We start from the raw sequence: 16,764 nt of genomic DNA on the forward strand, positions 1-16,764 counted from the left end.
CATGTCTCACCGCGAAACCCGTCATTCCTTTGCCCGCAAGCCGCTGGCCGTCGCCGTACTCGGCGCCGCCTTGGCGTTGCAGGCCGGGATCATCCAGCCGTTGAGCGCGGCCGGCCTGGCCAATGCGCAAGAAGCGCAGCGCCACTACGCAATCAGCGCCGGCCCGCTGGGCGCGGTACTCAGCCGCTTCGCCAGCGAGTCGGGCGTGGTGCTGTCGTTCGACGCCCGCCTCACCCAGGACAAAACCAGCCCCGGCCTGCAAGGCAGCTACAGCATCGAGCAAGGTTTCGCCCAACTGCTGCAAGGCAATCAGCTGCAGGTGACCCGCAGCGGCAACGGTGATTACGTGCTGCTGCCACGCGGCGCCGACGACGCCCTCGAACTCGGCGCCACCAACATCGACGCCAGCGGCCTGGGCGCCACCACCGAAGGCACCGGCTCGTACACCACCGGTTCGACCAGCACCGCGACCAAGATGAACCTGTCGATTCGCGAGACACCGCAAACCATCACCGTGGTCACCCGCCAGCGCATGGACGACCAGCACCTGGGCAGCATGACCGAAGTGCTCAACCAGACGCCCGGCATCACCATGTCCCAGGACGGCGGCGAGCGGTTCAACATCTACTCCCGCGGCAGCGGCATCAACACTTACCAGTTCGATGGCGTGACCACCTTCCAGGACAACCAGACCCGCAACATGCCCAGCACCCTGCTGGACGTCGCGCTATACGACCGGATCGAAATAGTCCGCGGTGCCACCGGCCTGATGACTGGCGCCGGCGACCCGAGCGCAGTGATCAACGTGATCCGCAAGCGCCCGACCCGCGAGTTCAAGGCCCACGTTCAGGCCGGAATCGGCTCGTGGGATTACTACCGCGCCGAGGCGGATGTTTCCGGGCCGTTGACCGACGACGGCAAGCTGCGCGGTCGGATCGTCGCGGCCGAGCAGAACAACCACACCTTCATGGACTGGTACAGCCAGGACCGCAGCGTGCTGTATGGCGTGCTGGAAGCCGACGTCACCGATTCCACGCTGGTGCGCTTCGGTATTGATCGCCAGACCTACAAAGTCAACGGTGCACCGGGGGTTCCGCTGCTCTTTAGTAACGGCCAGAAAACCCACTTTTCCCGCTCGAACAGTTCAGATGCGCGCTGGGGTTACGACGACTACCAAACCACCAACTACACCCTCAATGTCGAGCAACAACTGGCCAATGACTGGCAGTTGAAGGTGGCGGCCAACTACATGGATGTTGATCGCGACGCCTTTACCTCGTACGTCTCGTCAACTACCAACCGGTCCTGGCTGGCGCCGGACGGCTCGACCGCCATCAGCGCTGGCGTGGTCACCGCCAAGCAGTACCAGAAAGGCGTGGACACGACGCTCCAGGGCCCCTTTGAACTGCTTGGGCAAACCCACGACCTTATCGTCGGATTCAACTACCTGGAGTACAAAAATAACCACCGGGGCGATGGCGGCCCGGATGTCGATATCAACTACTTCACCTGGAAAAACCAGAGCCCCAAGCCGAGTGACGACGAAATCGAGCCGGGCATCCAATACGACGTGTTCAACCGCCAAAGCGGCTATTTTGCCGCCACACGCCTCAACTTCACCGATGAACTGCACCTGATCCTCGGCGCCCGCGCTTCGACCTACCGGTTCGACTACAACCTGCAAGTCGTCGACAGCAGCCGGCCGGCCGCCACTTATTCGATGCACGAACGCGGGGTGGTCACGCCCTATGCGGGCCTGGTCTACGACCTGACGCCGGAGCAATCGATCTATGCCAGTTACACCGACATCTTCAAGCCGCAAAGCAACACCGATGTCACTGGCAAACCGCTGGACCCGGAAGTCGGCAAGAACTACGAAATGGGCTGGAAAGGCGAGTTCTTCGAGGGTCGCCTGAACGCCAACCTCGCCGCGTATCTGGTCCAACGCGACAACTTCGCCGAAGCGACTGACGAGCTGACACCGAGCGGAGCGACGGCCTACAAGATGGTGGACGGTGCGCAAACCAAAGGCGTGGATGTTGAGCTTTCGGGTGAAGTCGCCACCGGCTGGAACGTCTACACCGGCTACAGCCACACCCGCACCGAAAACGCCGACGGCGTGCGCCTCACTACCCAGTTGCCGATGGACACCTTCCGCTTCTGGAACACCTGGCGCCTGCCGGGCGAGTGGGAAAAGCTGACACTGGGCGGTGGCGTGAACTGGAACTCCAGCTCGTCGCTGTACTTCTCCCGCTACAACAGCCGTATCACCCAGGACGACTACTTCGTCGCCAGCCTGATGGCGCGCTATAAGTTCAATGAACACGTGACGGCGACCCTCAACGTCAACAACCTGTTCGACGAGAAGTACTACGCCGGGATGGCGGGCAGCTACGGACATTACGGTGCGCCGCGTAATGCCACGGTGAGTGTGCGGTACGACTTCTGACTGCACAGGCACGGCTCTGACGGGAGCGCGCAGCGCCGGTCCCACCGCTCATCAAACCGGGCTGAGCCGCCGCCCATGTGACCGAACAATGGGTGGCAGCTGTACGCAGGTTGGTCAACCGGGGTTCGAGGAAACCGGCGCACCCGAAGGTGCCCCGCGCACAGCCGCCATAACGCGAGACGGCGACCACCTAAGTGGCCGCCGAAGCGGAATGGACGCTTACGCGCCGTCGAACGTTCCAGGTGACCAAACCTGATCGCTGATGTGCAGCGAACGGCAAAGACCAGGCACGGATTCCCAGGGGCGCAACGGCTGATAAGGGCCGGAAGCATGATTGGGAAATTCCCTGGACGGAAGTCGGACGTAGCCTGAATTTCGTAGCTTTATGCAACACCTGCCCCGCCGCCCTCTGGCATGCCGATGTCGCTTTCAGTCATGAATGCGGCAAACCCAGGCATTAGACGCTCCCCATGACAGCGATAGCTTGCCAGTCGGGGGATCGCCCGTGCTGCGGCGCCTCCCCCGTCGTGCCGTTTCATAACAAGTCCAATAACAAAAAGGCCTTCAGGATGAATACATCTACCCAGCGCGATCGCGCCGAACTGGCGCAGGGTTTCAAGCCGCGCCACGTCACCATGTTGTCCATCGCCGGGGTCATCGGTGCCGGTTTGTTCGTCGGTTCCGGCCACGCTATCGCCGCCGCCGGCCCCGCCGCTATTCTCGCCTACATCATGGCCGGCAGCCTGGTGGTGCTGGTGATGCGCATGCTCGGTGAAATGGCGGTCGCCAGCCCCGATACCGGCTCCTTCTCCACTTACGCCGACAAGGCCATCGGCCGTTGGGCCGGGTTCAGCATCGGCTGGTTGTACTGGTGGTTCTGGGTGCTGGTGATCCCGATCGAAGCCATCGCCGCCGGTGTAGTGCTCAACGCCTGGTTCCCGCAGGTCGATGCCTGGCTGTTCGCCCTCGGGCTGACCGTGGTGCTGACCACCACCAACCTCGCCAGTGTCGGCAAGTACGGCGAGTTCGAGTTCTGGTTCGCCATGCTCAAGATCATCGCCATCGTCGCCTTCATCGGCCTCGGCTTCTACGCCTTGCTCGGCGGTTTGCCTGGCCGCGAGGTGAGCGGCCTGAAGCAGTTGCTGGATACCCAGGGCGGCTTCGTGCCCAACGGCTGGGCGGCGATCATCGGCGCGCTGCTGACCACCATGTTCAGCTTCATGGGCACCGAAGCGGTAACCATCGCCGCCTCGGAATCAAGCAACCCCGCTGGCAACATCGCCCGCGCCACCCGTTCGGTGATCTGGCGCATCAGCGTGTTCTACCTGCTGTCGATCTTCGTGATCATCTCCATCGTGCCGTGGAATGACCCGCTGCTGCCGCTGCAGGGCTCCTACCAGCGCGCGCTGGAAATCATGCAGATTCCCTACGCCAAGCTGCTGGTGGACGGCGTAGTGCTGGTGGCGGTCGCCAGTTGCCTGAACTCGTCGATCTACATCTCGTCGCGGATGGTCTTCTCCCTGGCCAAGCGCGGTGATGCGCCGGGGTTCATCCAGCGCACGTCGTCTCGCGGCGTGCCGCGCGCGGCAGTAATCGTCAGCACCGTGATCGGCATGGTCACCACGGTGGTGAACTACTTCGCCCCGGCCCATGTGTTCCAGTTCTTGCTGGCCACCTCGGGTTCCATCGCCCTGCTGGTGTACCTGGTAATCGCCTGCTCGCAACTGCGCATGCGCGGCATCCTGCGCCGCGAAGGCAAGCTGCCGGAATTTCGCATGTGGCTGTTCCCGTGGCTGACCCTGGCGGTTATCGCCTTCATCGTGTTTGCGCTGGGCGTGATGTTCGTCATGCCGGCGCACCGGATGGAAGTGACGGCGACCCTGGCGCTGGCGGGAGTGACCGTGCTGCTGGGCGTGATGCGCGCCAGGCAGCATGAGGCTGTCGAGGCTGGGCGGGTGTTGGGCCGATCCTGATTGATTGGCTGTCAGCGAGGACCTCATCGCTGCGGTTCGGCACCCCGACAAGCCAGCTCCCGCAGGGTTTGCGTCAGGCTCGAAGCCGAGGCCAACCCGACACTGTGGGAGCCGGCTTGCCGGCGATTAGCATGGGTGAATACCTATCCACAGTCCTACGGCACGGGGCAGGGTTCTGAACAGGTTGCGGTCAGCGCTGGCCGACCACGGGCTGCACACAGGCGCCCGTGTGTGGTACCAGACGAATATCAACGCGGCGATTGGCGGCCCGGCCAGCTTCCGTGTCGTTGCTGGTGACCGGCTGGTTGGCGGCAAATCCCTGGATGGCAAAGCAACTGTCGGGGATATCCCCCATGCGCTGCATCCAGTCGCGTACTGCTACGGCACGAGCACGGGACAACTCGCGGTTCTTTTCGACATCGCCGGTGGCATCGGCATGTCCGGAGATGACGATCAACCAACCCGGTTGAGCCTTGATTTCGACCAACGCGGTTACCAACACTTTGGTCGAGCCGGGCTTGAGTTCCGCGCTTCCGGCACCGAACAGGCTCAGGCTATCCAACTGCACCGGCTGCGCAGGCACCTGCCTGCTGTCTTGAACGGCCAGCCAGTATTTCCAGCCAAACCAGGTGGCCGCGGCAATCGCCACCATGGCCGCGAACAGCCAAGCGGCCAGCCGGCGCTGCTTTGTCTGCAACACCTGGGCCTGCACATAAGGGTTGGGCGCTGGCGGAATGACCACGACCGGCATCACCCACGCCCGCTCCGGCATGGCTGTCGATGGCTGCAGGGCGACGCTCGCAGGCTCATAGCGCTGCATCCGCTTCACCAGGTTGCCAACCTGCCCCCGCACTGTTTGAAAGGCCGCCAGAGGCACCGGTACGCGCAGATCCAATTGCATTGCCAAACGGTCCAGTTCGTTATCCAGGCACAGCAGCGCAGGCAGGTCGTAGGCCTCCCACTCAGCCGTTCGCAGCAACGCCTGTAACCGGGCGAACAGCCAGGCGAGGATGTCCATACGAATGGATGTCGAGGCGGGCCACAATCCCGGCCATTGGCCAACGAGCGCCTCGATGAGTGCGACGCCCTCTGCCATGCCCCGCAGTCCGCAACGATGGCTTCGCGCCAAGGCGAAGGACGCCGCAGTTTGCAGCTCTACGCCATTTTGCTCGAACAGGCTCAGGCACAATTGTTCAACCCTGGCCCAATCCACATCCGGGCACGCAGGGTGGTCCAGTTTGACCAGCTCACCCTGCAACGCCTTGAGTTCATCGAAACCGCGTGGGTCGCCGCCCAGGCGAATACGCATTTCAAACAACGCTGTCATCCAGCATCCCTTCCATTAGAGATTCACGACTTCGACAGATAACCCTGCCGCTTGAGGTGGCGCACCACGACTTTTCCCCCGGGGATGAGGGTGGTGCCAAAGGTCACACGGTCGCCGCCTTTGAGTTGTGCCTCCAGAGTGTATTCAAGGTGGCCCGGACGAGACTCCGGTAGCAGCTCGACGTCGATCGTCAACAAGCGCGGCTCGTACTTGAGCAATGTCGCGACAATAGCGCTCTTGACGCTGTGCGCCGCCCCCGAAAGGCCCTGCAGAATCAGCCCCATGTCCGGCAGGCCATAATCGGGCAGATGAGCAAGTGTGCCCGCGCGGCTGTTGAGGATGCGATGCAGGTTGTCGAGGATCGACAGCGTCTGCTGATCCTGCTCGCTCACCTGGTACAGCTCCAGATCGCCCTGAAAGTTCTGCAGGATCATTTCATAGAGTGATGGGTTCAAGTCCGACACGCCTCACTCCTTGACCAGAGGCCGCAGGGTCAGGCGGTTGTCGCCCAGTTCGATGACGCGCGGCTGATCCGGGTCAAGATCGTTGCGGCGCAGGGTCAGACGCCATGTGTTGAGCTGTGTGTCGGGTGTGCGGAACAGTGCCACCACCGTAACGAACTCAGCATCCGGCGCCATGGGCAAGCTCAGTTGCGCGCCCTCCCAGGGCTCACCACGAGCGCTCGCTCAGTCAACAGATCTGCACCGAGCACACTGTCACTCTCCCCGAGCAGGCTCTCGTAGGTCGCCTTTTCAACAGCCTTGTTACTTCGCAGTTGGTAAACCCGCACCAGCGTTGGCACGGAAAGCCCTTTGGTCTCTCCCCGGTCGGTGTTGAGGGCGGCTCGGCCGCTGAAGTCCAGGTGCAGGTCTTTTACCTGTTTATAAAAAATGGCGCTGGCGGTGGATGTGGTGCTGTCAGCTACGGTCTGGGTCAACCCGCATCCGCCTAGCAACGCACTGGCCGTAGCCACCATCATGAAGTTAGAGGCGGTACGCCACATGCTGTATCTCCCTGTATTGGGGGTTGATTCGCAGACCGTGATAGCGGCCCAGGTTGATAGTGATAACGTCTTGTTTGGCGGCCTGCCGGGTGCTTTCTTTCAACCCCAATACAGCGGTCAGACCCAACAGCGTCGATGAACAGCCCAGTGCCGGGACCGGCAGGCTACGGACCGGTAGCGAGAGCTGTAGCTTCGCGGTACAGCGCCACCCCAGGTACACGCGCAAGAGCACCAACAGATCGTTGAGCAACTGACCTCCCGGCAACCACCCTCGAGCCTCCGCCGGGTCCTCGGTCATCAACGCCAGGTGCAACTGACTGTTGGCATCGTGTCCGGCCCCGCCCAAGGGCATGCCTTGCGAGAGGCTGACAGGTCGGCTGGCGGACAGACTGGCGGGATGTGCCAGGGCAATTTTCTGTGGCCAATGCGCCGTCACCTGCGCTCGCGTGTTGGGTGCCAGCAACTTGACCAACGCAGCAATACCTTCAGCATTGCGTGTGGGCAGTCGCATGACGCTGAGCAACGCGAGGAACCGGGATATCGGGGTGGCAATCTGCGCCGCCGTTCCGGGTATTCCCAAGCCGATCAGGCCCAGGAGGGACTGCGACGTTGCATCATTGCCGCCAGGTTCGAAGGTGGCCGGGTACGAGTACTTACGCCAGATGCGATAGAACTGGGTGAATACCCGGTGGTTGAAAATATCGAGGAATGCCTCCAGCGCCTCGTGCCCCTCACGTCGTTGGGCAATGTCGTCCAGATAGGTCGTCGGCAAAGGCGAATCGACACCGTACAGCCCCAGCAAACGAGTGCGCACCGTAGCGGGACGCTCAGGCAGCCGCTCATCGACTTCGATGGATTTCAGTTCGCCCGCCGGAAACCCCATGCCGGGATCGGGCCGGAAGCGCACCGGATCATTCAGCGGGTCGGACGTGCTGCCCAGCGGTGGGTGACCCGGCATGCATTGCTCCAGCAACTGGCAAAAGCGATACAGGCTGGCTTGCGCCACAGTTCCCTGCACGGCCTCCAGCAACCCCGCGGCTTTCAACCGGGAATACGCTGACTGTGGTTCTCGTTCCATCGCAGGCACTTTCCAGTAGGTTGCAGAATCAATGTGAGTTGGTTGCACAGGTGGATGTCGGCGTACAGGGCAAAGAAGCGATTGAGCATCTCGCCGAACAGACTGATATCGCCTTCCCCGGAAAAGCCATTGGCATCCAGGGTGACTTCTATATCCACGCCGCGTAGCAGGAAGCCCTTCTCGAACCGCTGGATCAGGTGGTGTTTGACATCCACAATCGCCTCCAGACGCCGGCGGTTCATCTCACTGCCCGTCCAGTCATACAAGGCCAGGGTGCCGCGCAATACTTCGGCGCTGTCGAGCATCGGCAAAAAATTCGAGCCCAGGTGGCTGAGCACACGCCAATGAAAACGATCACGGTTCGGTGGATAACATGGCAGCGTCGGCGCGCACAGATTCCGCACCCGCAAGCGTGTCTGGGTCGAGTGCACCGTCGTATCGAGCAACGTGCTTTGCAGCGCCTTGCGGGGCAATTGCCCGTTGGTGCCGGTCAAACGCAAGGACAGGCTCTCTTGCTCGTACAAGCCCTCTTTGTCGAAGCCATCCCCTCCCAGAATCAGCCAAGTATCATGCAGGCCATTGGCTGCACGCTTGAGCCGGGTATGGAAATAGCGCTCGGGGGCCTCGTCACGCAGCATCCCGCCCTTGTGCCGAAAACTGCTGAAGGGCACATATTCCAGACGCTCGGTTTTCCTTGAAGCAGTCACGCAGTCCACCGAGTAGATTTCGGTGTGGCCATCCTGAACGCGCATGGGTCGCAGCAGGTAATCACTCTGTAGCGGCGTCACGGCCAACGGATCGGCCTCCAGCGGGAAGAGATTGATCACCGGGACGACATTCAGGCGAAGGTGCTCGGTGCTCGGTGCGACCGCGTGAGGCCAGGGCTCGCTCAGCACGACTTCGAGTTCGAACCACGGGGTTCCCGCAGCCAGCTTCAGTTGCTCCAACCCATGAAGGGTGACGAACATGAACTTCTCGCGGAACGTGAAATATTCCAGGAGCAACTGATAACCGCTGAAGGCGCTGTCGCCCTTGGGCCACAACCGATCTTCGTCGGCAAAACCCTTGGGCGAGAAGTGGCCGGGCAGCGCTTGACGGTCTGCCTCTCCAGGAAAGCGAACGTACAACGCCTGGGCATTGAGTGTCAGCGCCTGATGCAGGGCACTGGCCAAGGCTGCGTCAGCGCTGAGGTAAAGGGGCAACCGACGAAGGTCGATCGCACTCCAGTCGACCAACGCTCCGCAGGAAAATCGCAAACGCAGCACCGAGCGACCGTCCGGCTCATGGCCAAGTCGCAAGGCGTCCAGGGCAAGCGGCTGCAGCGTCACGTCCTGGGTCGTGGTATAGCGGCAGCGGGTGCGCTGAGGGCCGATGGGCTGCGACAACACATCGAACCCCTTGGCGATCACCTCGCTGGATTCCATCTGTTCAAGTTCAGGGACCAGTTCGACGATCGACAGCGACGGTATCGTGCGCAAGTAATGAGGCCAAAGCAGGCTGACCAGCCCTTCGGTCAACTCCGGCAGGTCATCATCGAGCTTCTCCCGCAGCCGCCCCATCAGAAAGGCAAAGCCTTCGAACAGGCGCTCGACGTAGGGATCGTCAGCGCCAGGCTTGTCCAGGTTCAGGTGCGCAGCCCGCTCCGGGAACGCTTCTGCGAACTCCTTGCCGGCCTCGCGCAGATAGCGCATCTCGGCATCGAAGTAGCGCAGTTTCAGGTTTTCTGTACTCAAAGCATGCATCCTGATCGATAAGGGTTAAGCACAGAGCACTGCGGCGCGTACCGGGTCGATGACCACCAGCGCCGCCAGCAGCGTCTCCATACGGCGTGCCAACGCGGGTTTGTCGGCGTCATTGCGCTGGGCCTTCGACCGCAGCAGCTTGAGCAATCGCGCCTTGACCTCGAAGCTCAACTCGGGCTCCCACTCGGGCAGCGCCTGGCGTTGCCCGCAGTCGTCCAGTTCACCCAACAGGTGAGTGGCCAATTCACTCTTGCCATACTGCTCGGCCACGCGCGCCATCAGCAGGCGCAGCAGCCATCGCTCGCGTCCGGTCTGCACACCGGGGCGACTGGCCAGCCAGGCCAGTGCGTGATCGATACCATCGCTGTCCGCCTGGGCGAGCGCCTCGCTTTCCAGTGAAAGGATCCCGCCATCGCCGTGGGTCTCAACTGCCGCCGGTGCCGGCAACCACTGCTGACTCCGGTTGCCGCTCACATGCTGAGTGATCCACTCACAGGTGATCTCGTCAGCGAAGGGGGTGCCATCGTTCCAGCGCGACGCTTCGAGCCCGGGCAGGCGTTCGAGAAACATGCCCAGATCGCGCTTGACGATGTCAGCCCAGTGGTTTTGCGGGGCCGGCAATTTGCTCAGCGCCTGATACAGGTACCACTGCAAATCAAGCCAGAAGTGATTCACGCCTTCGGCATAAATCCGCTCGACCTGGTCGAGCAGCTCGTTCCACCCCTGCTGCAGGTACAAGCGCTTGAGCTGTGCCCGATACTCGCCACGAGGCGATGCCAGACGGGTCATGCCCGCAGCATCCTGAGGGGGTACTTGATGCACGGTGTCCCAACGCAGACTTCTCATCAAACGGTGGGCTGCCAGCCAGCCGTCAGGTTGCTCACGCAGATAAGCCGCCAACTCCCGACCGCCTTCCAACAGGTCGCGTCCGGAGGTAATCGGCGCGCGGTTCGGCCCGGCGCCTTGCAACTTTGCCGCATGCGCCGAGCTGTTCTGCGGCACCAGTGCGTCTACGCCACCGGACTGGACCAACCGCGCGGACAGGGCGCCATGAAGTGGCCCCAGTAGCGGACGCTGGTCTTGCGGCCATGTACCGAGCCCATGCTCCAACCAGGCGAGCGCGGCCACCGTACGCTCAGCCTCCGCTTTCACCACCTGAGGGTACAGTGAGAGGCTGTCCAGCACCTTGCTGCTGGCCAGCCACTCAAGGGCAATCTTGCGACTGTTGGGCCGAAGCGGGAGCACCTCCACGGCGTAACGCTCCACCAAGGCTGCCAGCAGACTCAAGCCATCGGCCAACCCAGCTTCCCCATCCTGGTGCAAGCGTGCCCACACGTAGTAGGTGGCTACGCGCAGGTCCTTGCAGGTGTGCGTCAGAAGCTTCTGTGCCAACTGCACAACACAGTCCACATTCGCACCGGAAAGCTTGTTGACCTCTTCCCGCATCCGCTGGAAATCATCGTCATACCCAGGATCCTCACCTGCTGGCGAGTCCGCATTAACAGGCAGCAACCACGCCTGCCAACGCTGTCCCTGCTCGCGAGCGAGGGCCAGGGGATCGCGCCCAGCCAGGCAGTTCTCGATCAAGTGCTGCAGGTTCATTTCGTACTCCCCACCTGTTCATGGCTCGACGGATCACCTTCCTGCGCAAGGAAAATCTGCTTCGGCAAGCTGAAGCCCCGCAGGTTGAGCAAGGTCAGCGGCCCCTTACCCAGTTCGGTACGCAGATTCCAGGTCAACTCCAGACCGTCAGGCGCCTTGATCACCACACGAAAGCGGCTGCCGCCATCATCCAGCACCGTTGTTTGCGCTTCTTCAAGCAGACGAATCAACCCCCAGGTGCCTTGGTAGTCCCCGAACAGACGCTCGCCCGTGCGAACGCTGGTCCAGCTCAGGCGCGCCCCCGGATAGTCGCTGTGGCCCGGCCAGCGAAAGCGCGGCCAGCTCTCGCGTTGGTTGAAGTAATGGTGCTTCTCGCCATTGAGGAGGAAGGTGGTTTGCACCACATCCAGCGCCGCCTTGCCCTGAAGCTCGAAACTCAAGCCCATTGCACCCTCGGTGTAGAGCACATCGGCCAGGTGGCTAAGCTGGTTGATCGCGGTCAGGAATTGCGGATTGAAACGCAGCCCCTGGCTATGGCGAACATCGACCACCCAGCGACTGCCTTCTTTGCGCAAGAGTCCCGCCAGTTGCTGCTGCAAGAACTGTTCGATGCGCCCGGAGTCGGCGCGAATCATCAGCCCCAGCATGGGCAGCGAGGCATCGCTGCTGGTGGCCGCGAACGGGTAGCGACCGACAAAAGCGTCCTGCCATTCGTTGACAACCGAGCGCTGCCACTGACGGTTCAGCGCCACTGCCGAGGGTTGCAACACGCGTTGCCAGGCCTGGTCCAGCGGCTGCACGAAAAGCGTCTGGCCCACCGTGCCCCACTCCGCGCCAAGGCTGGCGGCGAGCAGGCTACCGTAGGATCGGGTGTCGATCAGGTCAATGCTCTTGCCCTGGAACACGGTCTGCGCCAGCGCCTGGGTCATGGCTTGCGGGTCGGCGGCGTTGCTCACTTGCTGCAACTTCAGGCGCACGCCCGTGACCTGGGTGAGAAAAGCTTGCAGGCTCAATTGGTGATCGTCACGGCCGTCCGGGCTTTTGCCCAGCAGTGCCAGCAGCGGCCCGAAGGTTTCGTCCAGCGGACTGTCCAACTGCGCCGCCAGTTGCCCCACCAGCGGCGCCTTGTCCTGGCCGATCAGTTGCTGCGCCGATTGCAGCAGCGAGTCGGCCAAGGCCTGTTGCCGGCTGCCGGCACGGCCCTGCCAGGCCAGTGTGTCCATCAGCGCCAGCAGCGGCGACTGACGCACATCGCTCATCAGGGTCAACTGATCGATGACCTCGGCCAGGCTGCCGGCACGCTGCCAGCGCAGGCTGTTGAGAAAGCCCAGCCAGGCGCTGCTGTAGTCCTGAAAGTAACGCGCGGTAAGCTGCTCGCGGAGCACATCCGGGGACAGGTCAGCGGTGATGTCATGGTGAGTGTCGCTGAGCACCCAGTCGATTTCCTCGCGACGGGCCTCGGCGATATGCTCGATGGCCTCGCGCACCTGGCCTTCCCAGGCCTGGCGGGTGAACACGCCGGGGACGCTTTGCGCAGTGTCGAACAGGCGGGTGTCGGTGCCACCGAGCATCTGCGTCAGGCTCAGGTCCGGATAATGGCTGGCTGCGGCGTCGAGTACCTGTTGATACAGGCTGGCCTCGGCATTGCGCTGGCCTAGCTGACCGATCAGCACCTGGCGGACCTGCCCCAGCAGGCGTGGGTCCAGTTCCAGCGCCGGATGTGCCTCCAGGTGCTCGCCATAGAACTGCCACATCCCCGGCGTCAGCGTCTGCCACAGCCCTGGCGAAACGCCCGTGCGCTCAGGTTCCAGCGCCGTCATCACCCGTACCAGAAACGCCGCGTCGGCCTTTTCCGGACGGGCCATCATCAACCAGGCCTTGAGCTGGTCGTAGGCCGCGCCTGCGCGCCGGGCCCGCTCGGGGCTGTCCGGCGGCAGCTTCACCAATGCCTCCAGTTCGCCGCGCAACCGCGCCACGGCCGGGTCACGCAACAGTTGCCCATGGGCCTCGACATAACGCGGCCATAACGCGGCAAACAATGCATCGTTCTGGCTCAGGCCGAACCGCTGATACCACGGCGCGCCTTCGCGGGCGCGGTAATCCAGGCGCGCCAGTTCGCGGACCAGCGTGTCGAGCGCCAACACCTGCGAGTCGCCCTGCCCGGCCTGTTGCAGGGTCGCCAACGAAGCCTGCACCTCGGCGATCTGCATACGGTTGGTGGCGAACGACAGCAGCAGCCCGGCGCCCCACAGCAACGCCATACCCAGCAGCGCGGCGTGGGCGATACGTGGCGCCGACCAGCCGATACGACGGCTGCGAGGGCGGTCGTCGATCACCCCTTGCCAGGCCTTGTCCGCCAGCCACTGGTTGCCGAGTTGGGTGTTGGTACGGGCGGGAAACGCCAGGCTGAACCAGAGTCCGCGCAACGGTACGCCGCGCACCGAGCCGGTGAACCAGGGCGCCAATACGCGGCGCCAGCGCTGAATGCCTTCGGCCTGCAAGTCGCGGGACAGGCGCAGCAGGAAATCGTAGCGCTTGTCGTCGTGCATCTGCTTCAGGCCCTGCTCCCGCAGCGGCGCCAGTAATGCACTCAGCTTATGCTCCAGATGATTTGCCGAGGTCTTGCCCCGCAGCGTGCAACCCACCGCCTGCGAGGTGCGGCCCGGCTGCTGCCATCCGCTGTCGCAGACTTGCCAGAGGTACAGCGGTAGTTGCCAGCGCACTTCACGGGAAAGTGTGCGCAGTTGCTCCCGGCCCACGCTCATCGCTGCCTCATCGAGGCTCTGCTGACGGTTGAGGGCCCAGACCACGCCGTCGAGTCCGCGCCAGCGACTGAGGCGGCGCCAGAGTTCGATGCTGGCGGGCGCGGGCGTGTCGTGCAGGCTGCCGGCCCAGAGCAGGACGGTGCGCTCGCCCACCAACCAGCCTTGATCCTTGAGACCGGGAGCGATGGCTTCGATTTCGGTGGGCTCGCCAGTGACCAGCAGGAGGCGGTTTTTGCGGCGCCAGAACGGGCCGTGGAGGTCGCGCAGGTACCTCAACAGTTTGGTCTCTACGCCCTCCTGCTTTTTCAGCTTTGGCGGCGGTGGCGCTGCCGGGTCGTGGTTCACCAACTGGCGTACGCCGTCGTACATCACCTGCCAGACCACCAGCGCCACGATGAACAGCGAGGCCCAGGCCACCGCGGCAACGGGCACCAGTTCGCGCCACCGCGAACCGTCACCGGCCATGACATGCCATCCCGTGGCGATCAGCGCCACCACCACCGCCAGCGCGGCGGCCAACAACAGGACGGTGTGCAGCGCAGAGAACTTCGGATTTTCAGTGTGTTGAGTCATCAGGTACCACCACCCCCAGGCCCAGGGTGCAAGAAGGATCGTCGGCCAGCCAGGTGCTGGGGGTATTTTTCAGTGCGGTATGGGCGGCGGCCAGGCTCAGGGCAACCATCGCGCTCAGTTGTTCGAGTTCGCCGAAATTGACCTCCGGCGCAGGCTTGATCGGGTTCCATTCAAGGTCGGACAGTTCGGGGCCCTCGGTTCGGGCGAAGCTCGCGCACGCACTGGCAGGATGCTCCAGGCCGCTCTGCTGCAAGACACGCCCGGCCACATCTGCCAGGTCGTCGGTGTCCTTGACGAAGCCGTCGCCACGGGCAATGCGCACGCCGCCTGACTGGCCCAGCAGCCAGAGCACCGCCGCCTCTCCGGCGGGTAGCGGCTTGTCCTTGTGCGGCGCAACCGACTCACAGCCGGCGCAAAGCACCAAGGCATCTTCGGGCGCGTCCTGCAGGCGATCGATGATGCTGTCCAGGCTGTGCAAGCCCAGCCAAGGCTCGGGCTGCTCGGGGAGCACAAGTGTGAAACGACGACTCATCTCGCTGGCAAAGCTGTTCCATGCCGCGGGCGAGCCCTGCCAATAGCAGTACAGGACCGGCCCGCTGAAAGGCTCGGGATGTTGGGCGTGCAGTTGCAGGACAAGCCGTTTCGCCAGCGTGCATTCTCGCTCGGAGCGCTCCCGGGCAAACACCTGACTGACGCGCAACGCCCCGTCCTTCGCGATGGGTGGCTTGCGTTCGACCATGAACAGCGCCTCACGATGCTCGGGGGCGCTGCACGCGGGGCCGATCAGCACCATTTCCACCAGCGCCGCCTGTTGCCGGTAGCGGGTCCACCAGCGCTGCTCCACCTGCTGCGCGGCGACGCTGTAGCACTCGGCGTTGTGCCGGTTGAAGCGGTAGAACAGCGTCCGCAACAGCAGCGCCAACAGCCAGAGGGCCAGGACCAGAGCGCCGATCAACGGGAGCCATCGCTCGATAAGCGGGCGCAACAACACCCCAGCGCAACCCACCAGCGCCAGCACCAGCAAACCGCTGACCATCCAGCGCATGTAGCGCGGTGCCGGTCGCAGCGGCCAAGGGTCCAAGTGCGGCGCCGGCTTCATGAACTCACCTGTGTATCGACCAACGAACTGACCAGCGTACAACCGCACCGGCAGCGATGGCCGTCGAGCGCCACCGGCAGGTCGTCCATGGTCATCAGCGTGCTGCCTTCGGCGATGACGGTAAGGCCATGCAGGTTGCAGCGCACCTGGTCCCCGGCACAGGCGATGGGTTTGCCGTCGCAGTCGTAGCGGCCTTGCAGCACTTCGCCGCCAAACGGAAGCAGGGTATCGCCCACGCGAATGATGGTTTTCATCGTATTGCTCCTGATGCCGGGCAGGAGGTGGGCTCCGGCAGTTTCAACGGGGTTTTGATCGGGTATTCAGGGTGGCCGTAGCGATGGCAAGAGGTGGTGAGCTGGATTTCATCGCATGGCAGAAAGTGAATCGTGACGCCACAGACCTCCGACTCGGTGAACCTCGGAACAGCCACGATCCTGCTGTGATGGCGGGTCAGAGATTCAACATCCGCGACCCAAGCCCTGTATTTAGGCCAATCGGCATACCCAGGAAATCCGTCGGGATAAGCCACCCCGGTTGTCCAATCAACTTGCACTGTCATTCCAGACTCCCAGCGTGAGGGAAAACTGAAATGCCCTCCGCCGCCTCTTTGCCACGGCCCGATGGTGTCCAGCCCAGACCGCCCATCCACACTGAACTTGTTGATCGCCCAGTGGGTATGGTTAACCCCCTCGATGATTCCGGCCTGGGCAGCAGGGATAAACAACGCGCCGGCCAATCCACAAATGACAACGCGCCTTGCTTGAGTGAAGAAACTCATCATGAGGCGTCTCCGGTGGGTGAATGTCCGGTCGCAGGACATGACTGCGGCTCCGGCAGGTTGAGAGGCGTTTTGATGGGGTAGTGGGAGCTGCCGAACACATAACAACTGGTTGTGATCTGAACCTCGTCACAAGGTAAGAAATGCACCGTGACACCACAGGTTTTCGAAGCTCTGTATTCCGGCACAGGTATTACTTTGGAAAGATGGCGGGTTTGAGCATCGATCTTTCTCTCCCAAGCCAGATATTTCGGCCAATCGCTAAATCCAGGAGACGGGTCATAGGCCACACCCGTAGTCCAATCAACTTGGACCGTCAGACTTGGCGTCCACCGCGCCGGCATACTGAAATGCCCTCCTCCCCCTCTTTGCCAT

General features: G+C 62.8%; 12 protein-coding genes and 1 pseudogene. 2 read left to right on the forward strand and 11 right to left on the reverse strand.

The genetic code is table 11. The features are described from left to right. Nucleotide 1: 1 nt before the first annotated feature. Nucleotides 2-2,449, forward strand: a complete 2,448-nt coding sequence (locus DM374_RS04835; protein WP_110968861.1) for a TonB-dependent siderophore receptor — start codon at nt 2-4, stop codon at nt 2,447-2,449. 569 nt (nt 2,450-3,018) lie between these two features. Then, on the forward strand, nt 3,019-4,422 hold the full coding sequence (gene gabP, locus DM374_RS04845; protein WP_110968863.1) for a GABA permease: 1,404 nt from the start codon (nt 3,019-3,021) through the stop codon (nt 4,420-4,422). A 190-nt stretch (nt 4,423-4,612) separates the two neighbouring features. On the opposite strand, the gene DM374_RS04850 is transcribed toward gabP, so the two are convergent. The 11 genes and pseudogenes from DM374_RS04850 to DM374_RS04900 all read right to left on the reverse strand — a co-directional run. Then, a complete protein-coding gene (locus tag DM374_RS04850) occupies nt 4,613-5,749 on the reverse strand; it encodes an OmpA family protein (protein WP_110968864.1) in 1,137 nt (378 codons plus the stop codon). 23 nt (nt 5,750-5,772) lie between these two features. Then, entirely contained in the window at nt 5,773-6,213 is a 441-nt protein-coding gene (gene tssE / locus DM374_RS04855; protein ID WP_110968865.1) for a type VI secretion system baseplate subunit TssE, read from the reverse strand. A 3-nt stretch (nt 6,214-6,216) separates the two neighbouring features. Further along, a pseudogene (gene tssJ / locus DM374_RS04860) lies at nt 6,217-6,752 on the reverse strand (type VI secretion system lipoprotein TssJ). After that, complete coding sequence (tssG, locus tag DM374_RS04865; protein ID WP_110968866.1) at nt 6,733-7,830, reverse strand: type VI secretion system baseplate subunit TssG; 1,098 nt, start codon at nt 7,828-7,830, stop codon at nt 6,733-6,735. Before tssG ends, tssJ begins: the two are co-directional and overlap by 20 nt. Further along, the gene (tssF, locus tag DM374_RS04870) at nt 7,794-9,563 is read right to left on the reverse strand and encodes a type VI secretion system baseplate subunit TssF (protein WP_110968867.1); all 1,770 of its coding nucleotides are present in this window, start codon (nt 9,561-9,563) and stop codon (nt 7,794-7,796) included. Before tssF ends, tssG begins: the two co-directional genes overlap by 37 nt. A gap of 24 nt (nt 9,564-9,587) precedes the next feature. Next, nucleotides 9,588-11,174, reverse strand: coding sequence for a type VI secretion system protein TssA (gene tssA / locus DM374_RS04875; protein ID WP_110968868.1), 1,587 nt, complete (start codon nt 11,172-11,174; stop codon nt 9,588-9,590). After that, a complete protein-coding gene (locus DM374_RS04880) occupies nt 11,171-14,512 on the reverse strand; it encodes an ImcF-related family protein (RefSeq protein WP_404821288.1) in 3,342 nt (1,113 codons plus the stop codon). The genes tssA and DM374_RS04880 overlap by 4 nt, the downstream gene beginning before the upstream one ends. Beyond that, nucleotides 14,496-15,611 carry a hypothetical protein gene (locus DM374_RS04885; RefSeq protein ID WP_110968869.1) on the reverse strand — a complete coding sequence of 372 codons (1,116 nt, stop codon included), beginning with the start codon at nt 15,609-15,611 and terminating at the stop codon, nt 14,496-14,498. Before DM374_RS04885 ends, DM374_RS04880 begins: the two co-directional genes overlap by 17 nt. Further along, complete coding sequence (locus DM374_RS04890) at nt 15,608-15,865, reverse strand: PAAR domain-containing protein (protein WP_110968870.1); 258 nt, start codon at nt 15,863-15,865, stop codon at nt 15,608-15,610. The genes DM374_RS04885 and DM374_RS04890 overlap by 4 nt, the downstream gene beginning before the upstream one ends. Then, nucleotides 15,862-16,392 (reverse strand): DUF3304 domain-containing protein, encoded by a 531-nt coding sequence (locus tag DM374_RS04895; protein ID WP_110968871.1) that lies wholly within the window; start codon nt 16,390-16,392, stop codon nt 15,862-15,864. Before DM374_RS04895 ends, DM374_RS04890 begins: the two co-directional genes overlap by 4 nt. After that, nucleotides 16,389-16,764 (reverse strand): DUF3304 domain-containing protein (locus tag DM374_RS04900; RefSeq protein ID WP_157969659.1); only part of this gene is annotated, 376 nt, incomplete at its 5' end. The genes DM374_RS04900 and DM374_RS04895, both read right to left, overlap by 4 nt.

The sequence above is a fragment of the Pseudomonas huaxiensis genome (assembly GCF_003231275.1).
GTDB classification, from domain to species: Bacteria; Pseudomonadota; Gammaproteobacteria; order Pseudomonadales; family Pseudomonadaceae; genus Aquipseudomonas; species Aquipseudomonas huaxiensis.

Coding starts and splice junctions, on each gene's coding strand:
- DM374_RS04835 (WP_110968861.1), top strand. CDS start 2: ATGTCTCACCGCGAAACCCGTCATTCCTTTGCCCGCAAGCCGCTGGCC.
- gabP (WP_110968863.1), top strand. CDS start 3,019: ATGAATACATCTACCCAGCGCGATCGCGCCGAACTGGCGCAGGGTTTC.
- DM374_RS04850 (WP_110968864.1), bottom strand. CDS start 5,749: ATGACAGCGTTGTTTGAAATGCGTATTCGCCTGGGCGGCGACCCACGC.
- tssG (WP_110968866.1), bottom strand. CDS start 7,830: ATGGAACGAGAACCACAGTCAGCGTATTCCCGGTTGAAAGCCGCGGGG.
- tssA (WP_110968868.1), bottom strand. CDS start 11,174: ATGAACCTGCAGCACTTGATCGAGAACTGCCTGGCTGGGCGCGATCCC.
- DM374_RS04880 (WP_404821288.1), bottom strand. CDS start 14,512: ATGACTCAACACACTGAAAATCCGAAGTTCTCTGCGCTGCACACCGTC.
- DM374_RS04885 (WP_110968869.1), bottom strand. CDS start 15,611: ATGAAGCCGGCGCCGCACTTGGACCCTTGGCCGCTGCGACCGGCACCG.
- DM374_RS04890 (WP_110968870.1), bottom strand. CDS start 15,865: ATGAAAACCATCATTCGCGTGGGCGATACCCTGCTTCCGTTTGGCGGC.
- DM374_RS04895 (WP_110968871.1), bottom strand. CDS start 16,392: ATGATGAGTTTCTTCACTCAAGCAAGGCGCGTTGTCATTTGTGGATTG.